Source organism: Longimicrobium sp. (assembly GCA_036377595.1).
Lineage (GTDB): Bacteria > Gemmatimonadota > Gemmatimonadetes > Longimicrobiales > Longimicrobiaceae > Longimicrobium.
The window spans coordinates 1-18,027 of record DASUYB010000134.1; the positions used below are offsets into that span (position 1 = coordinate 1).

15 protein-coding genes are annotated in these 18,027 nt (G+C 71.5%); 8 read left to right on the plus strand and 7 right to left on the minus strand.

Annotation, left to right across the window (positions count from 1 at the left end; translation table 11 throughout):
* Both VF092_24160 and VF092_24165 read right to left on the minus strand, forming a co-directional pair.
* A partial coding sequence (locus tag VF092_24160; GenBank protein HEX6750410.1) for an NAD(P)H-hydrate dehydratase occupies window positions 1-334 on the minus strand: 334 nt, incomplete at its 3' end.
* The gene (locus VF092_24165; GenBank protein ID HEX6750411.1) at window positions 331-1,095 is read right to left on the minus strand and encodes a histidine phosphatase family protein; all 765 of its coding nucleotides are present in this window, start codon (window positions 1,093-1,095) and stop codon (window positions 331-333) included. The genes VF092_24165 and VF092_24160, both read right to left, overlap by 4 nt.
* 439 nt (window positions 1,096-1,534) lie before the next feature.
* On the opposite strand from VF092_24165, the gene VF092_24170 reads away from it, so the two are divergent.
* Window positions 1,535-2,707 (plus strand): hypothetical protein, encoded by a 1,173-nt coding sequence (locus tag VF092_24170; protein ID HEX6750412.1) that lies wholly within the window; start codon window positions 1,535-1,537, stop codon window positions 2,705-2,707.
* Between the two features lie 70 nt (window positions 2,708-2,777).
* The gene (locus VF092_24175; GenBank protein ID HEX6750413.1) at window positions 2,778-4,172 is read left to right on the plus strand and encodes an alkaline phosphatase PhoX; all 1,395 of its coding nucleotides are present in this window, start codon (window positions 2,778-2,780) and stop codon (window positions 4,170-4,172) included.
* A gap of 298 nt (window positions 4,173-4,470) precedes the next feature.
* Here the strand turns inward: VF092_24175 and VF092_24180 are convergent, their stop codons facing one another.
* Both VF092_24180 and VF092_24185 read right to left on the minus strand, forming a co-directional pair.
* On the minus strand, window positions 4,471-7,725 hold the full coding sequence (locus VF092_24180) for a serine protease (GenBank protein ID HEX6750414.1): 3,255 nt from the start codon (window positions 7,723-7,725) through the stop codon (window positions 4,471-4,473).
* Between the two features lie 96 nt (window positions 7,726-7,821).
* Window positions 7,822-8,190: a CU044_2847 family protein gene (locus tag VF092_24185; protein ID HEX6750415.1), complete on the minus strand. Its 369-nt coding sequence runs from the start codon at window positions 8,188-8,190 to the stop codon at window positions 7,822-7,824.
* Window positions 8,191-8,679: 489 nt separating this feature from the next.
* Here VF092_24185 and VF092_24190 point away from each other — a divergent pair, with 489 nt between their 5' ends.
* Window positions 8,680-9,150, plus strand: coding sequence for a carboxymuconolactone decarboxylase family protein (locus tag VF092_24190; protein HEX6750416.1), 471 nt, complete (start codon window positions 8,680-8,682; stop codon window positions 9,148-9,150).
* A gap of 293 nt (window positions 9,151-9,443) precedes the next feature.
* Entirely contained in the window at window positions 9,444-10,331 is an 888-nt protein-coding gene (locus VF092_24195) for a sigma-70 family RNA polymerase sigma factor (protein ID HEX6750417.1), read from the plus strand.
* Window positions 10,332-10,443: 112 nt separating this feature from the next.
* On the opposite strand, the gene VF092_24200 is transcribed toward VF092_24195, so the two are convergent.
* The 3 genes from VF092_24200 to VF092_24210 form a co-directional block, all read right to left on the minus strand.
* Window positions 10,444-11,055 (minus strand): TetR/AcrR family transcriptional regulator, encoded by a 612-nt coding sequence (locus tag VF092_24200; protein ID HEX6750418.1) that lies wholly within the window; start codon window positions 11,053-11,055, stop codon window positions 10,444-10,446.
* Window positions 11,056-11,197: 142 nt separating this feature from the next.
* Window positions 11,198-11,674, minus strand: a complete 477-nt coding sequence (locus VF092_24205) for a thioesterase family protein (protein ID HEX6750419.1) — start codon at window positions 11,672-11,674, stop codon at window positions 11,198-11,200.
* 1 nt (window position 11,675) lies between these two features.
* The gene (locus VF092_24210; protein HEX6750420.1) at window positions 11,676-12,641 is read right to left on the minus strand and encodes an endonuclease/exonuclease/phosphatase family protein; all 966 of its coding nucleotides are present in this window, start codon (window positions 12,639-12,641) and stop codon (window positions 11,676-11,678) included.
* Window positions 12,642-13,779: 1,138 nt separating this feature from the next.
* On the opposite strand from VF092_24210, the gene cysA reads away from it, so the two are divergent.
* The 4 genes from cysA to VF092_24230 all read left to right on the plus strand — a co-directional run bounded on the left by cysA (window position 13,780) and on the right by VF092_24230 (window position 17,765).
* A complete protein-coding gene (gene cysA / locus VF092_24215; GenBank protein ID HEX6750421.1) occupies window positions 13,780-14,919 on the plus strand; it encodes a sulfate ABC transporter ATP-binding protein in 1,140 nt (379 codons plus the stop codon).
* Window positions 14,916-15,107 (plus strand): YezD family protein, encoded by a 192-nt coding sequence (locus VF092_24220; GenBank protein HEX6750422.1) that lies wholly within the window; start codon window positions 14,916-14,918, stop codon window positions 15,105-15,107. The genes cysA and VF092_24220 overlap by 4 nt, the downstream gene beginning before the upstream one ends.
* 193 nt (window positions 15,108-15,300) lie before the next feature.
* A complete protein-coding gene (locus VF092_24225; GenBank protein HEX6750423.1) occupies window positions 15,301-16,728 on the plus strand; it encodes a porin in 1,428 nt (475 codons plus the stop codon).
* A 35-nt stretch (window positions 16,729-16,763) separates the two neighbouring features.
* On the plus strand, window positions 16,764-17,765 hold the full coding sequence (locus VF092_24230; GenBank protein HEX6750424.1) for a sulfate ABC transporter substrate-binding protein: 1,002 nt from the start codon (window positions 16,764-16,766) through the stop codon (window positions 17,763-17,765).
* Window positions 17,766-18,027: the final 262 nt, after the last annotated feature.

Consider the following 18,027-nt stretch of genomic DNA (forward strand, 5'->3'; position numbering starts at 1 on the left):
CCGCGACCGCCTGCGCCTGGCGCGCCCAGCGGATCAGGGGCGGGATGCCGTCCTCGGCGATGCAGCCCTCGTCGGTCTCCGCGTGGCCGATCACCCGCGCCTCCGGCATGGCGACGGCGAGCGGCGCGGCGATGCTCTGGGCGGTGCCGACCTGGAGCTTGCCGGCGCCGGCGCGAAGCGCGGCGGTGCCGGCGAGCAGGGCGGCGCCGGCCAGCTCGCGGCTGCCGGCGATGACGAGCAGCCGGCCGCGATCCTCCTTGCTCGAATCGTCGGCGACGCGCGGCAGCGGGAAGGCGCGAAGCGCTTCGGCGTCGAGGGTCTCGGCCTCGCTCATCGCGTGCCGACGATCTCGTCGGGCTCGGCGGTGACCGGCGCCTGCTCCTGCTCGAGCGGCGCGGCGAAATTGTAGCGGACCAGGCTCGGCACGCATTCGCGCTCGTCGTCGGGCTCGAATTCATATTCGCAGATGCCGCAGTTGAGCACCGCGCTCTGCTTGTCGATCGCCAGCACCGCCGCCTCGTCGAGCTCCTCGAGGATGTAGCGCAGGCACAGCACCACGACCTGGTGGCAGACGATCAGCACCCGCCGGTCGGCATGGTGGAGGCTGACCGTGTCGACGGCGCTGCGCAGGCGCAGGATGACGTCGGCCCAGCTCTCGCCGCCGGGCGGGCGGTGATAGAACTTGCCCAGCAGGCGCCGGTGCTCGGCCTGCTCGGGAAAGCGCTGCTGCACGCCGATGGGGGTGAGCCGGTCGAGGATGCCGAATTCGCGCTCGCGCAGCCGCTCGTCGACGATCAGCTCCTCCTCGGGGTCCTCGGTCCCTCCCGACGCGCGGACCAGCTCGGCGGTGCGGCGCGCGCGCACGTAGGGCGAGACGAGGACCACGGTGGGGCGCTCCGACGGCGGCATGGCGGCGAACCAGCGGCCCAGCGCGGCGGCCTGCTCCTCGCCGCGCGGGCTCAGCGGCACGTCCACGTCGCGCTGGGCGATCTGCACCATCGCCAGCCCGGCGGCGCGCGCGGCCGCGGCGGCCACGTTCCCCGCGCTCTCGCCGTGCCGCACGATCCACATCACGTCCGGCCAGGTCTGCTCCATCGCAAGGATCGGGGGACTGGGAACAGGGGGACAGGGGACAGCAGGAAGAGCCGTCGCCCCTCCCCTCCCGTGCGTTTCCGGGGGGCGACCGGGTCAAGGAGCGTACCACCGTCCGCTGCATCCGCGCGACGACCGACGCGGCGCGGCATCGGCCTCGTCTCCGCGCGGCGGGCGAGATGCGAGCGCACCCTCGATCCTCATCCGCCGTCGACCATCTCATCCCATCCGCCGGCGCGACGTCCTCCCCGATCTCCCAACCTGATGCGAGTGAACGGCTTCGGGGGCTGGGGACGTCGACCCCCTCCCGGTCGTCCATCCGCACGGATTCACCGCTGACGACCGCCGTCGCGGTTGATCGGGAACCGCGCGCGGTAGTTGCATCTCCCCGGCCCGACCGACCGGATCTTCCGCCATCCCGATCCCCCCTGAGGCGATGGCCGTGCACCGCCATTCCCATCTCCCCACCCTCCGCCGGCCCGGCGCGGCAGCGCTGCTGGCGCTGCTGTGCGCGTGCGGCGACGCGCTGCAGCCGCAGCCCCCCGGCGCCGCGAAGGCGCCCGGGATCGTGCCCGAGCTGGTGGGCGCCCCCTTCACGCAGGCGTCGTTCTACGCGCGCAACGTGTGGGACATGCAGCTCTTCGGCGGGCTGATCTGGCTGGGCCACGGCGACAGCATCGACAACTGGGGCCCCATCCCCATCTGGTCGCTCGACCCCGCCACCGGCGCGCTGGCCACCGGCTTCACCGCCGACGACGAGCAGGTGGACCTCTTTCGCGTGCTGGGCGGGCAGCTCTACGTTCCCGGCCACGACCCGCGCGGCGACTGGTCGATGGGCGAGTTCTACCGCCTGGAGGCGGGCGGCTGGGTGAAGCACCGCACGCTGCCGCACGGGCTGCACGCGTTCGACCTGGCGCTGTACGGCGGCCGCCTGTTCGCGGCGCTGGGCACCGAGGCCACGCCCGGCGAGGAGACGGTGCTGGAGTCGGGCGACGGCGGCGCGCAGTGGACGGCGGTGACGGACGAGGTCGAGCGGGTGTACACCTTCTTCGACCTGGGCGGCGAGCTGTACGCCGCGCCCCCGCTGCGCAACGCGGCGCCGTCGGACTCCAGCCGCCCGCTGCTGCGCTACGACGGCGCCCGCTTCGTGCGCACGGGGCTGTACGGCACGACGCTCCTTCCCGGCGTGGACGCGGGGGAGAAGGGGCGGATGCTGCGGACCACGGCGTTCGGCGGCGCGCTGGCGTACGTGTCGGCGCAGAGCACCTTCGACTGGGTGCCGAAGTCGCTGGTGGTGGCGCGCGACCTGGCCGACATCCACCGCGTGGCGCTCCCCGACGCGGCCGCGGTGCCGTACGACCTGCTCGTCCGCGGCGGCGTGCTGTACCTGCTGGCGGCGGCGCCTGCGGACGGCGGCGGCTACACGGTGCGCGTCTACTCCACCGGCGACCTGGAGCACTGGCGCGAGCTCTTCCACTTCGCCGCGCCCACGTTCGCGCGGTCGTTCGAGGAGAGCGGCGGCGACTTCTTCTTCGGGCTGGGATGCAGCTACACCGCGCCGTCGGCCGCATCGGGGCGGATCCTGCGGGTGCGCCGCGCCAGCTGGACGGGGTGACGCGAGGGCGGCGCCGCGCGTCGTCCGTCCACGCGCGGGCGATGCGATCCACGAGACGAGACGAGGGCTGATGGGGGGACGATTCAACCGCGGCGCGGCCGGGGCAGCGCTGCTCGCGGGTCTTGCCGCGTGCTCGGGAGACGGCACGGGCGGCGGCGGGGAGACGGGCTTCACCACCGCGCAGCCCGCGCTGGCGACGGCGCTGGGCGGCGCCACGGTGCAGCCGATCCTGAGCGTGGGCGATTCGCTCCCCTCGGGCTTCGTCTATCCCCCGAGCCCCGACGGGCTGGGAGGCTACCTGGAAGGCGGACGGCTGGTGCTGTTCAACGCGCACGAGCTGAGCGCCGGCGGCGTGCCGACCACGGACGGGGGCGTGCGCTTCGCCGGGGCGCGGGTGTCGCGGCTGGTGCTGGACCCCGGGACGCGCTCCGTGCTCTCCGCCGGCACCGTGGTGGACGGCCCGGCGGGATACCGCAACTTCTGCTCGGCCACCTTCGCCGGCGCCGAGGTGGGGCTTCCCGGTGGCTGGTTCCTCGTCGGCGAGGAGGCCACCGGCGCGGGGAAGGACGGGATGCAGATCGCCGTGGGGAAGGGCGGGCAGGTGGTGGAGATGCCGTGGATCGGCCGCTTCGCCCACGAGAACCTGGTGGCGATCCCCGGCTTCCCCGGTCGCGTGGTGCTCGCGGGGCTGGACGACACGCGCGGCGTCTCGGAGCTGTACCTGTACGTGGCCGCGAGCGAGGCGGACGTGCTGGCGGGGCGGGGGACGCTGTACGTCTTCACCTCGTCCGCCGCGGCGAACGTGGGCCAGCTCGCGGCGGGGCAGACGATCGACGGGCGCTTCGCGGCGATCGCCAACGCGGCGTCGCTGACCTCGGCGCAGCTCCAGGCGGCGGTGGACGCGCTCGGCGCCTTCCGCTTCGTGGGGACGGAGGACGGCGACTACGACCGGCGCACGGGGATCTCCACCCCCGCGCTCTACTTCGCCGATACCGGCTCGGGGACGATCCCGTCGGCGGCGGCGCCGTGGGACCCGTTCGGCTCCATCTACCGGCTCGAGCTGGCGGCGGCGGACCCCACGCAGGCGCGGCTGACGCTGCTGGCGCGCTCGCCGGGCCCGGCGGCGGGGTGGGCGTCGCCCGACAACGTGGGGACGAGCCGGCGCAGCCTGATGGTGCAGGAAGACCCGTCGAACGCCGCGTTCGCGCGCGCGCCACGGGTGTGGCGCTTCCCGCTGAACGCGGACGGGTCGCTGGGCGCGCCGCAGGCCGTGGCGGAGCTGGCGAACCCCGACTGCACCTACAACTCGGGGTGCTGGGAGTCGAGCGGGATCGTCGACGCGAGCGCGTGGCTGGGCGACGGCGCGTGGCTGTTCGACGTCCAGGCGCACACCAAGCCCGTCCCCGCGATCGGCCTCACGCGCGAGAACGGCCAGCTGCTGTACCTGCGCGTGCCGGGGAGCTGAGGGCGGCTGCCGCAATTGATTGTGCATCCCGATCGGATGTCATTCCGAGCGGCGCCGCTGCTCCGAACCTCGATCGCGCGGCTGCCGGGCGGCGCCCGAGGAATCTGTGGCATGCGTCCGGGCGACAGGCGGCCTGCGGCTCGGAAGCCGGCCACAGATTCCTCAGGCGCCACGGCTTCGGCATGGAGGACAGGGCGGAGCAGCGCCTTCGGAATGACATTCCTTCGTCCACTGCACAGTCGATCCTGGAATCCGGTACGGGAAGGGGCCGGGCCGCCAGCGCCAGGTGCCGCGCGGGTCAGGGCTGGTTGGCCTTGAACATCTCCGCGAACCGCTGCGCGAGCCTGGGCAGCCGCGGATCGTCGCTGATCGCCGCCAGGAGAGGCCGGAACACGGGCGCAACGCGGACCGCCACGCGCCCGCCCGTGACCCTGGTGTGACGAATCAGGTAGAAGGCGATCTCGCGCTGGCTGCGGCCGCCTCCGTCCACCAGCCGCGCGACGAGCGCCTCGAAGCGCTGCCGCTCGTCGGGCCCCATGTCCATGTATTCGTTGCCGAGCGTGATGTTGGCCTCCCTCTGCATCTCCAGCGCGATGCGCCGGTGGATGCGCCCCCGGTCGGGGCGGTACCAGCCGATCTCGTCGAGGAGGGCGTACATGTCGGTCCCGTACACCTCCACCAGCCCCCGAAGCAGGTAGAAAAGCAGCGACTCGCGGAACAGCGTCCGCTGCTCGCCGGGCCTCGGGGCGAAGCGCGCGTATTCGGCGTCCACTCCGGGGCTGCACGCCTCGAGGTAGCCCATCAGGTCGCCCAGCAGCACGAGGGCGCGCGCCCTCTCCGCCTCCCACTCGGCGGCCGTATCCTCCTCGTCGGGATCCCGTACCCCCACGTCGGCGGTATCCAGCAGGGCGTCCGCGGCCAGTTCCGCCAGCGCGGGCGCAATTCCCAGCACTTCGCATCCGGACAGGGCGGGGAGCGCGGCGACGATCACCCGGTGGTCGCCGGCGGCCCGGAACAGCCTGCGCACCACGAACAGGAAGTACTGGGCGAGCGACCCGTCGCGCATCGCCTCGTAGTACGGCTGCAGGAACGTGAGCCGCGAGCGCAGGTCGAGCAGCCCGGGGCGAACCTCGGCGACGAAGTACACCAGCGCGAAGAGCGTCCGGCGGAGATCCGCGCCCAGCGCGTATCCCGGCACCCGGCCCACCAGGTCGCGCTGCAGTGCCTCGCTTGCGCGCGGCCCCGCGAACCACACGGCCGATCCGGGCGGCCGGTCGGTTTCCAGCGCCGACTGCATGAGCCACCGCACTCCCTCCGCCGACGCGTTGCCGTCCGGAACGCTGTCCGTGAGAAGCAGGAGGAACTGGAATACTCCGTCCTCCACGTCTCGCGATCCCACCGCCGTGAACCACGTCTCCAGCCGTGCGCGCGCCGCCTCGGCTTCGCCGGCCTGTCCGGCGGCCTCGAGGAGGCGCAGCGCCACGTGGTACTCCCAGAACATCTCGAAGTGGACGAGCATTCTCTCGACGATTCGCTCGAGCCCCCCGGTCGCGGTGCCGCCGTGCCTCTCCGGCCGGAGGAGGTTGGCCCGGGCCAGCACCTGCAGCGCGGCGCGCGCGTCGTCGAGCGAAAGACCGGGCTCGTCGGACGCCACCCGCGCAGCCAGCCGGGCGCTCTCGGGCGAGAAGTCTCCGGTGTCGGCCAGGTGCTGCACGACCGAGACGATGGCGTTGTTCACCACCAGCGCCGCGCGGTCGCGGTCGGTGCCGGAGGCGGCGAGCGCGTCGTAGTCGAACGCCTGGCGGCGCGTGCGCCAGAACGCCTCCACGAAATCCACGAAGTTGAGCGTGACGAGCTCCTCGGGCTTCAGCTTGAGGTCGATGGCCACGCGCGCCACGAAGGGGATGCTGAGGTAGCGGGCCGCGGCCTCGTTCTCGCCCAGCCACGCGATCTCGTCCGGGCCGGAATCCCACACGCGCCGCAGCATCTCGATCCCCACGTGCTCCCGGAGATTGACCTCGTCCAGCATCACCCATCCGGTGTCGCTGCGCGGGCCGTAGCGGGTCCAGAACGCGCCATGGCCGGCAACCGCGGGGTAGGTGGTGTGCTCGAGGGTGGCCAGCCAGTAGAGGGAGTGCAGGTGGGTGTGGCTCGAAACGGTGTCGACCAGCTCGTCGAGGAACGCCGGCCGCGCCGCGAGCCATTTCTGCAGGTCGTCCAGGATCACGACCAGGCGGGCGCCGTCTGCCTCGTCGGCGAGGAAGCGGTCGAGCGCGGCAAGCTCGTCCCAGCGGAGCCCCGAGGCCGCGCCCGCTCCCTCCAGGATCAGCTCCGCAAGCGGCTCGGTGCGGTAGAACCCGGTGAGCGGGAGGAGGAGCACGGGGTGGCCGCGGGTGTCGCCCGACGCGGTGTTCCTGCCGAGCAGCGACGAGATGAAGTGGGTCTTCCCCGCGCCGGTGCTTCCCAGCACCAGGAAGCAGCGCTCGAAGCGGAGCCCGTCGCGGGAGTCGAACATGCGGCGGAGCGACCCCAGCCGGGCGGCCACCGCCTGCGCGTGTGGCAGGTCCAGGCGAGCCCGCCCCTGTTCCGCGCCCGGGGCCTCGGCCTGGCGTTCGAGCCGCGAGATCAGGGCGTGAACGGCATCGCCCGGGGTGCGGGCGAGCAGCGCCTGGACGTCGGCCGCGACGTTCTCGTACACGGCCGCGCAGTCGACGCTCTGCAGGTCGCGCGCAAGCGGCTCGAGCTCGGGGAAGCGCTCTGCGCGCCGGTGCAGGTCGCGCAGACGCTCTTCCATGCGCGCGTGCCATCCCTGCTCCTGCACGAACCCGGAAAACGCGGCGCAGAGCGGCGGCTCCACCAGGTCGGGGTAGTCGTCCACCTGCGGCGCGAACACCCGCGCCCGCTCGCTGCGCGTCCACCGGCGCCAGTCACGGAGCACCACGTCGCTCAGGCGGGTGAGCTCCAGCTCGCCGCACACGTCGCACAGCACCTCGCTGGGCGTGAGCAGCGCCGTCTGGCTGTTGCGGGCGTACTCGTCGGGAACGATCAGGCCGTTCACCATCCCGATCACCCAGCGCCGCTGCGGATCCCACGCGGGGGCGCCGCTGAAGCCGCGGGTGATCTCCTGGCTGCGCACGCTCAACGCGCGCCGGGCTCCCCAGGGACGGTCGCCGATCACCTCCCCGGCGCCCGGAAGCCCGTCGGCCGGGCTGAACCGCGGGAATCCGTAGGTCTGGAAGGTGCGCCCGTCGCACCGCTCCGAGCTTCCCAGCGGCAGCGGGACGGCTCCGGCGGGTGCGGCGCCCTCCAGCCGCAGCACGGCCACGTCCGCGTCGTCCACCGCCGACTGGCACCCGGCGACCAGGCGCGCGGTGACCCGTTCAGGGTTGCCGTGGAAGAAGAGCTGAACGGTGCCGCCCGGGTCCGCGTCGGCTACCACGTGTGCGCAGGTGACGACGAGCCCGCCGGGGCTGATCATGAACCCGGTGCCGGCGGTGCCGCCGTCCGGCGCCAGGATGCGAACGATTCCGGACTTCCAGTGATCGGCGCGCATGGTGGTGGTGGGCGTCCGGCCGCGGATTCGCCGGACCGGGATCCGCGAGGAGGGTAGGATGGACGTGGAGAGGGGACAGGCGATCCGCCCGCGCCTTCAAGGCATGCGCGGCAACTGCTTCCAGACCAGCTTGACCGTGTAGTTGGCTTCTCCCCCGGCCTTGCACACGGCTGCGTTCCCCGCCTCGCCGGTGATGGTGAGCCCGAAGGAGACCTCGACCTCGTCGGGCGGCTGTGGCAGCCCGGCCACCGAAGCCACGAATGCCTGCGCGTTCTGGCGCACCGCGCGATTGACCACCTCCTCGAGCTGGTGCTGTGCGCGGGTGACGGCGCCCGCGGCGGTTTCGACGATGCGGTCCGCGAGCCCCGCGCGCACGGTGGCGCCCGGCTGAGGTGCGATGGGGGTGGACACTTCCACCAGCAGCGACGAGCCGTCGCCGGTGGTGAACTCGACGTAGCGAGGCATGGAAACACCCCGGAGGAGAGTGGGACGGGGGCTGAGAAACCACCGTCGAGCCTGCCTGCAGAGTACACCCCGGGGCACCTGCGGGCAATGAAAATGTCCGTTCGCGCGCGGGCTGCGATGCCGCGTCCACACAAAGCCCGCCTTCGCGGACTACGGGCTTCGGTGTGGCCGAGGCGGCGGTGCTCGCGACGGACTTCCAAGGATCTCGGCTCCGAGCAACGGGCTTCGGGCGGCACGAATGGTTGTAGTCCCCGAAGGGGGACTTCGTGTAGTTGTTGCCGCGAATTTATTCGCCCGGCAACCCCCGCCCGGCCCAACGAGCAAGGCCCTGCACCGCGATGCGATGCAGGGTCTTCGATCTCACTTCTGGTCCGCGCGGTGAGGGTTGCCGCGGACCTGTCACACGCGGAGACCGCATCTCGTCTCAACTGTGGAGGCCGCCGCAGGAGGCGGATCCATCCACCGAATTCGAGACGAGGACTTGATCCGATGACGCAACGCATCGAGTATGGGAAGATCGCGCCCGAGGGGCTGAAGGCGATGTTCGGGCTGGAGCGCTACGTCCGCGAGAGCGGGCTGGAGCATTCGCTGCTGCACCTGCTGAAGCTGCGCGCCTCGCAGATCAACGGCTGCGCCTACTGCGTGGACATGCACACCAAGGACGCGCGCGCCGGGGGCGAGACGGAGCAGCGGCTGTACCTGACCAGCGCCTGGCGCGAGGCGCCGATGTTCACCGAGCGCGAGCGGGCGGCGCTGGAGTGGACCGAGGCGCTGACGCTGATCAGCGAGGGCGGCGTGCCCGACGAGCTCTGGGAGCAGACGCGCCGGCACTTCTCGGAGGAGGAGATCGTCGCGCTGACGTTCGCGGTGGTGGCCATCAACGGCTGGAACCGCCTGTCCATCACCTTCCGCCCGCCGGTGGGCGACTACCAGCCCGGCGCGTATGCGGCGGCGGTGTGATGTGATGACGGTATCATCCTGAGAAGGGTCGCTAACCCTGCGGACCCCGTCGGGTGTCATCCTGAGGGCGCGGGGACCGAACTCTCGTCGTGACGTACGGTTGCGCGCCCGAAGGATCTACTGGATGCCGCCTCGATGCCAGTGCGTCACACCGGCATCTTCGCGGGGACGGCAAGATCCTTCGGTCGGCGCCAGGATCTCGTGCAGACGCGACCTCGGCGCGGCGCCGACCTCAGGATGACATCCAAAGGGTGTTCTCAGTAACAGAGGAGTTGAAGGCGATGCCGAGCGTGATGGCGGAACCGGACGTCGCGGGAGCGGAGGTCGAGCAGTTTCGGCCGCTGCTGTTCTCGCTCGCGTACCGGATGCTGGGAAGCGTGGCGGACGCGGAAGACGCGGTGCAGGAGACGTTTCTCCGCTGGCACCGTGCCGAGCAGGAGGAGGTGAGGTCGCCGAAGGACTGGCTGTGCGCGGTGGTCACGCGCCTGTGCATCGACCACCTTCGGTCCGCGCGCGTGCGGAGGGAGGAGTACGTGGGCCCTTGGCTTCCGGAGCCTCTGGTGCAGCCGCTGGACGAGGACCCGCTGGAGGCGGCGGTGCTGGCCGAGTCGCTCTCCACCGCGTTCCTGCTGATGCTCGAGCGGCTGACCGCGATGGAGCGCGCCGTGTTCCTGCTGCGCGAGGTGTTCTCGTTCGAGTACGAGGAGGTGGCGCGCATCGTGGGCCGCAGCGAGGGCGCCTGCCGGCAGCTGGCCAAGCGCGCACGCGACAAGGTGGCCGCGGGCGAGCCGCGCTTCACCGCGTCGGAGGAAGACGCGCAGCGGATGGCGCTGCGCTTCATGGAGGTGTGCGCGCGCGGCGACGTGGACGAGATCCGCGCGCTGCTGGCGGAAGACGCCATCGCCATGACCGACGGCGGCGGCAAGCGGCGCGGGGCGCTGAACCCGGTCTACGGGCGCGACCACGTGGCGCGGCTGTTCGCCGGCCTGGCGCACAAGTGGGGCGTGCCGCCCGTGGACCTGGTGCGCGTGAACGGACAGCCGGGGTTCGTGATGCGGCTGTGGGACGGGCCACGGGTGATGAGCTTTGCCGTGCGCGACGGGCTGATAACGGGGGTCTACCTCGTCGGCAACCCCGACAAGCTCACGCACCTGCCGGTCCCACCCGAGGAGGATGGCTGACGGTCGAAATCCGGAAAACTGCAGGTCTCACGCAGAGCAGCAGAGGCAGCAGAGGTGAGTTCTCCGCTGCCTCTGCTGCTCTGCGTGAGGCACAATCTTTTTCCTGAAACGATCAAACGCCCGCGGGCTCCAGGCGGCGGATGGAGTCGACGGCAAACTGGATGGAAGTGCCGACATAGGCGGACTGGTCGATGCGCGTGTCCAGGCGCCCGGCCAGGATCGTCGACACCACGCCGTGCAGGATGGCCCACACCGCGTGCGCGTGGATGCGCGCCTCGGCCGGCGTGGCGAAGGCGTCGGGGGCGGCGTCGTGCACCAGCCGCGCGAGCACGTCCATCGACCGCGAGGCGCGCCGGAACAGCTCGCGGGGGAAGCGCGCCAGCGACCGCGGGTGGTACAGGTACATGATCTCGTAGAACTCGGGGTTGGCCAGCCCGAACTCTACGTACCTGCGGCAGTGCAGCTCCAGCCGCTGCAGCGGCGCTCCCGGCGCCTCGGCCGCGGCGGCCACGATGTCGTACCAGCGCTGGAAGCCTTCGTCGATCAGCGCGTGGACGAGCTGGTCCTTCCCCGCGAAGTGCTCGTAGATGCTGCTGACGCTGCACCCCACCTGCCGCGCGATCTTGCGCATCGACAGGTTCTCGTAGCCTTCGCTGACCAGCAGGGTGCGCGTGGTGTCGAGCGTGGCGGCGCGCAGGCCGCTTTCCGTCCAGGGCTGCTGCATCGTCCGGCGGGATGGGGATTTGGGACGAGGGTGTGGTGGCTCGCGGCGAAATCTCCCCCGCGCCCGCGGCGCTGTCAACGGAACCAGCGCTCACCTTCAGCCGCCTGCCATGCGCCGAGGCTTCGACTGCACCTGAGGCGGCTCACCCCGGCTCCTCCGTCGCGAACAGCGCGCGCAGCTCGGCGGAGGCGCGGTAGGGGCGGCCGGTGGAGGCGTCGAGCGGGCACCAGAGGGTGCGGGCGCGCGCCAGCAGCGTGCCGTCGCTCGCGCGGGTGATCTCGGTGTGGCGCTCGAAGCGGACGGCCTCCATCCGCCCCACCCAGGTGCGGGCGCGCACCGCGTCGCCGGGGAGCGCGGGGCGGCGGTAGTCGATCTCGTGGCGCAGCACCACCCAGAACACCTGCCGCTGCGCCTCTTCCGGCGCCACCGCCCGCCAGTGCGCGATGGCCACCTCCTGCACCCAGCGCAGGTAGACGATGTTGTTCACGTGGCCGGGCACGTCGACGTCCTCGGGCTGGACCTGGACGCCGATCTCGTACGACCCGGTCATCACCCTGATCGCATCCGCGTCGATCGAGAGCGTCGGCCCGCCGGCGGGCGCATCATCCCGCTTCGTCATCTCACGTCTCGTGGATCACCATGCCGATAGGGAAGTGGTCGGCGAAGCCGTTGGGGTTGATCTCCTCGCCGCGGCCGAAGCGGATGGGCGACGGGTAGGCGCCGGTGCTCACCATCTCCGGAAAGCGGACGATCTCCACGCTCCCGGGGAGCGCCGTCAGCCCCTTCGCCCCCGTCACCAGCGAGCGCGAGGCCATGAACTGGTCGAGCAGGTTCACGCTGTTGTCGTAGTAGTGCGTCCCCAGCCCCTGTCCGGCCAGCGGCCACATCAGGTTCAGGAACCGGGCCGACGTGGCGCGCGTGACCTTGGTCCGCTGCCGCTCGCAGCAGGCGTAGTCCACGATCGAGCGGTCGAAGGGCTCGTCGTTGAAGTCGCCCATGGCCAGCACGGCCGTGTCGGTGCCCAGCTCCTGGCGGATGCGCTCGTGGAAGTACGCCAGCGTCTCGCCCGCGATGATGCGGTACGGCTCGGACTCGAGCTTCCCCTCGAGCCGCGCGGGCCAGTGGTTGCCGATGACCACCAGCGTACGCCCCGCCGCCGTGCGGAAGCTCACCTGCACCAGGTCGCGCGTGGCCACGCGGCGCACGATGAAGTGGTAGAAGACCTGCCCGGGCACGGGGGTGAAGCGGCTGGGATCGTAGATGAACGCCACGTCGATCCCGCGCCCGTCCTGCGTGTCGGCGTGCACGATCTCGTAGTTGCGGTTGAGCGTCGTCACGGCCTGGCAGAGGCGCTCCAGCACGAAGCGGTTCTCCACCTCGCACACGCCCAGCAGGTCGGGCCCCTTCCCGCCGTTGGCGTAGGAGACGACCTTCGCCAGCTGCGAGATCTTCCGGTCCAGCACCTCCTGCGTCCACCCGGTCAGCTCGCTGCCGAGCGTGCGCTCCAGCTTCTCCGAGCGCCGCGGCGACCCGTCGACGTCGAACAGGTTCTCCACGTTCCAGAACATCACGTAATGGTCGGGCATGATGCGGGTCTCCGGTGTGGGGATGGAGAAAAGATGAATCGATCGGGTGGGTTGCGGCTCGGGGCAGGGATCGCCGCGCTCCGGCCGGATCTACCCGTGTCCCCAAGCCGTGCGCGTCCCTGTTCTCACCGCGCGAGCCGGCCGCCCCTCGTCGAGCGCTCGCCCGATCGCTGCCGGTGAGGGTGAGTGGCGACGCGCAGATGATAGTTAAGTATTCACTTAAGTATCGCGCGCATTTGCGGGAGAGGTCTCATACCGGCTGCCGCAATTGAGTGTGCATTCCGATCGGCTGACTCCGGGCGGCACCCGGGGAATCCATGGCATACATCCGAGCGACAGGCAGCCTGTGGCTCGGGAGCCGGCCACAGATTCCTCAGGCGCCACGACTTCGGCATTGGGGACAGGACGGCGCAGCGCCTTCGGAATGACAATTCCTGTTCCCTCCCTCCAATGCACGGTTGATCCGGCGATTCGATATCACCTGCCTCCAGAGGAGGCGGGTGGGGACAATGATGAAAAACGGCGGGTGCGGGGACAACGGTCTTGTGCGCCGTGCTCTCATCGGGCGTGAGCCGCGCCGCCGCGCGAACGTGCGGCAAGGCTCGGCATCCGATCCGCCTCTCAACGGTCGCCGTGGACGGAGGCTTCTTGCATCGCGCGCGAGCCTGATCATGACGCGAGCCCCTCGATCGAATCGGTTGAGATCATCTGGGGATGAGGTGATGCCGGGCCGAAGCGGCAGAATGCGATCGCCCGCATCTCACCGATCCCTCTGCGGCGCTGGAGCTTAGAGGTGATGCGGGATTTCCATGGGTGTCCAAGCTTTGGATGAGGGGATTGACAGCCCCTGCGCCGCTCGTTTACCGTTGGTCAGAAGATCGTTCCGTCGCACCACCCGAGGACCCGAATCGTGCGATCCACCGTCCGCTGCGCCGCGATGTGTTGTTCGGCCCCCTCCCAGCCGGGATGCGGGTCCGGACGAATCGTGGTGTCCAGCGGGACGAGGTGATGCCCGCGCGCTAGCAGGGATACCAGACCAGGTCCGCGCCGCCCCGGCTGTTGCAGCCGGGGCGGCGTTTTTTCGTGTCCGCCGCCCGCATCCACCGCCCTGACGCGGCCCGAAAGGAAAGGCAGCACCGTGGGAATCCGAGTGCAGAACGTCACGCGGCGCTTCGGCGCCTTCACCGCGGTGGACGACGTGAGCTTCGACGTGGCCGCCGGCGAGCTGGTGGCGCTGCTGGGCCCGTCGGGCGGCGGCAAGAGCACGCTGCTGCGCATCGTGGCGGGGCTGGAGACGGCCGACCGCGGCTCGGTGTGGCTGGACGGCGAGCCGGTGGACCACGTGCCGCCGCAGCGCCGCCGCGTGGGGTTCGTCTTCCAGCACTACGCGCTGTTCCGCCACATGAGCGTGGAGGAGAACATCGCCTACGGGCTGAAGGTGCAGCGCGTGGCCCGCGCCGAGCGCCGCGCCCGGGTGGCCGAGCTGGTGGAGATCATGGGGCTGCACGGGCTGGAGCGGCGGATGCCCGCGCAGCTCTCCGGCGGGCAGCGGCAGCGGGTGGCGCTGGCCCGCTCGCTGGCGCCGCGGCCGCGCCTGCTGCTGCTGGACGAGCCCTTCGCCGCGGTGGACGCGCGGGTGCGCGAGGAGCTGCGCGCCTGGCTGCGGCGGCTGCACGACGAGGTGGGCGTGACCTCGATCTTCGTGACGCACGACCAGGAGGAGGCGTTCTCGCTCTCCGACCGCGTGCTGATCGTCCATCGCGGGCGGCTGGAGCAGGCGGGGACGCCGCAGGAGATCCTCGACGAGCCGGCCAGCGAGTTCGTCGCGCGCTTCATCGGCGACGTCAACGTGCTGGAGGCCGACGCGCGCGACCACGTGGGGGCCGTCGGCGCGCTCCGCATCCCCCTGCCGCACCCCAACGGCCACCCGCGCGTGCGCCTGGTCATCCGCTCGTACGACCTGAAGTTCTGGCGCTCGGACGACGACGGCGTGGCGACGGTGCGCCGCGTGGTTCCCCTCGGCGACCGGGTGCGGGTGGAGACGACCATCGACGGCGCGGGGCCGTTGTTCGCGCAGTTTCCGCGGCGCAGCTCGCTGCTGGACGGCATCGAGCCGGGGGCGCGGGTGGCGGTGGAGGCCACGCGGGTCCGCGCCTATCCCGTGGACGCCGCCGATGCGCCGGAGCCGGATTTTCCCGCGGACGACGACCTCGACGCCGAGCCCGACATCCACCCCGCCGCACCGCGCCGGCTCTCGCTCCGGAGGCAGACCGCATGAGCCCGCCGCCGCCCTCCGCGCTACGCGTGGTCCCCGCGTCCGGCGCGCCGTCCGCGCCCTCCGCCGAGGAGCTGATCCTCGAGGCGGTGCGCGCCATCCGCTTCGGCTCGGTGCAGATCACCATCCACGACTCGCAGGTCGTGCAGATCGAGCGCACCGAGAAGCTTCGCGTCCCTCCGAATCGCTGAAACGGCAGGACTCACACGGAGGGAGCGGAGGGAACGGAGGAAAAGCCAGGACATGGAGATGAATCCTCCGTTTCCTCCGTGTGAGACTCGAAGATCCCGCCGACCGGACCGCCGGAGGCCGAAGAAGAAGACATCGCAATCACGCGACGCGACCCCACCGGACCTCCGGAGGCCCCGCGGCAGGGAGGCTCACATGCGCAGGAACCAGGCGCTGGCGAAGGCCGCGCTCCGGGTGGGGGTGATGGTGATGGCGATCGCGGGACGCGCGGCGGCGCAGGGCACGTCCGCCGCGCCGCAGGCGGAGACGGTGGCCGCGGTGACGGACACCGCCCCGCCGGGCGACACGGCCGCCGAGCACATCGACGCGCTGGAGCAGCGCATCCGCGTGCTCGAGCGGCAGCTGGAGATCGACCACGAGGCGGCGGCGAACGCCCGCGCCTCGGCGGCGACGCTGACGGCGGGGCCCGAGGGGGTGCAGTTCCGCTCGGCCGACGGCGCGTACCAGGTGAGCTTCCGCGGCTACGTGCACAGCGACGGCCGCTTCTTCGTGAACGGCACCGCGCCCGCCGCCAGCACGCTGGAACTGCGCCGCGTGCGGCCGATCATCGAGGGCACCGTGGCGCGCAACTTCGGCTTCCGGCTGATGACGGACTTCGGCGAGGGGCGCGTGCAGGTGCAGGACGCCTATCTCGACGCGCGCTTCTTCCCCTTCCTGCGCCTGCGCACGGGGAAGTTCAAGCCGCCGGTCGGGCTGGAGCGGCTGCAGTCCGCGACGGCGCTCACTTTCGTGGAGCGCGCGCTGCCGACGGCGCTCGTACCCAACCGCGACATCGGCGCGCAGCTGTGGGGCGACATCGCGGGCGGCGCGCTCAGCTGGGCGGCGGGTGTGTTCAACGGCGTGGTGGATGGCGGCAGCGGCGACCTGGACGCGGACGGGCGCAAGGAGGTGGCGGGGCGATTGTTCGCGCAGCCCTTCCGCAACCGACCGAGCGGCTTCCTGCGCGGCCTGGGCTTCGGCATCGCCGCGTCGCACGGGAGCGAGAAGGGGACGGCGACCGCGCCGGGGCTGGCCAGCTACCGGTCGCCCGGGCAGCGCGTGTTCTTCACCCTCCGCTCCAACGGCCAGGCGGCGGGGACGGTGATCGCCGACGGCGCGCACGAGCGGATCTCGCCGCAGGGCTACTTCTACCGCGGGCCGCTGGGGATCCTGGCCGAGCACGTCACGTCCTCCAGCGAGGTGCGGCGCGACACCGTTTCCGCGAGGCTGACCAGCCGGGCGTGGCAGGTGGCGGGCGGCTACGTGCTGACGGGCGAGGACGCGTCGTTCGCCGGCGTGCGGCCGCGGAACGCCTTCGATCCGTCGAAGCGCGCCTTCGGCGCGGTGGAGCTGACGGCGCGGCTGAGCGCGCTGGAGGCGGACCGCGACGCCTTCCCCGTCTTCGCGGACCCGGACCGCTCGGCGCGCGCGGCGCGGGAGTGGGCGGTGGGGGTGAACTGGTATCTCAACCGCAACGTGAAGATCACCGCCGACTACGGCCGCACGCGCTTCGACGGCGGCGCCGCGGGGCGCGACCGCGCGCCCGAGGAAGCCATCCTCACCCGCTTCCAGCTCGCCTTCTGACCCCTCTCCAAGACGCCGAACGAGACCATCCGACGATGCGAGACAGATCCTTCGCCCTCGCGGCGATCCTGCTGGCGGCCGCGACGGGCGCGCGGGCCCAGCCCCGGCCCGTGACGCTGCTGAACGTGAGCTACGATCCCACGCGCGAGCTCTACCAGGAGTACAACGCCGCGTTCGCGCGGTACTGGCGCGGCCGCACCGGCCAGGCTGTCACCATCCGCCAGTCGCACGGCGGCTCGGGGTCGCAGGCGCGGGCGGTGCTCGACGGGCTGCAGGCCGACGTGGTGACGCTGGCGCTGGGCTACGACGTCGACGCGCTGGCCAACGGCCGCATCATCCCCCGCAACTGGCAGGCGCGGCTGCCGCAGAACAGCGCGCCCTACACCTCCACCATCGTCTTCCTCGTGCGCCGCGGGAACCCCAAGCGCATCCGCGACTGGGGCGACCTGGTCCGTCCCGGCGTCTCGGTGGTGACGCCCAATCCCAAGACGTCGGGGGGCGCGCGGTGGAACTACCTGGCCGCGTGGGGATGGGCGCTGCGGACCGGCAACAACGACCAGAACCGCGCGCGCGACTTCATCACCCGCCTCTACCGCAACGTGCCGGTGCTGGACGCCGGCGCGCGCGGGGCCACGACGACGTTCGTGGAGCGCGGCATCGGCGACGTGCTGATCGCGTGGGAGAACGAGGCGCTGCTGGCGCGCAAGGAGCACGCGAACGAGTTCGAGATCGTGGCGCCGTCGCTCAGCATCCTGGCCGAGCCACCGGTGACGGTCGTCGATCGCGTGGTCGACCGCCGGGGGACGCGCGCGGTGGCGCAGGCGTACCTGGAGTGGCTGTACTCGGAGCAGGGGCAGGAGATCGCGGCGAAGTGGTTCTACCGCCCGCGCTCCGCCGCGGTGGCGGCCCGGTACGCGCGCCAGTTCCCGCAGGTGCGCACGTTCACCCTGGCCGAGGTGTTCGGGAACTGGCAGAACGCCCAGCGCACCCACTTCGCCGACGGCGGGGTTTTCGACCAGGTGTATCGGCCGCGGTGACGGGAGTGCTGAGTGCCCAGTGCCCAGTGCCCAGTGCCCAGTGCTCAGTGAGGACTCGGCACCGCACTCGCCTCACACTGACGTCATCCTGAGGCCGGCCAGACCGTAACCGGCGTCTGCACAAGTGGTTGCAGGCCGAAGGATCTATAGGTAGTGACTCTACTCATCAGTGATGAATTCTCCGAGTCAGGAATTCCTCCCAGGTCCAGACGTGGCCGCTCAGCCCGATGGCCATTGCGGGGGTTCGCTTGCGGTAGCGGTG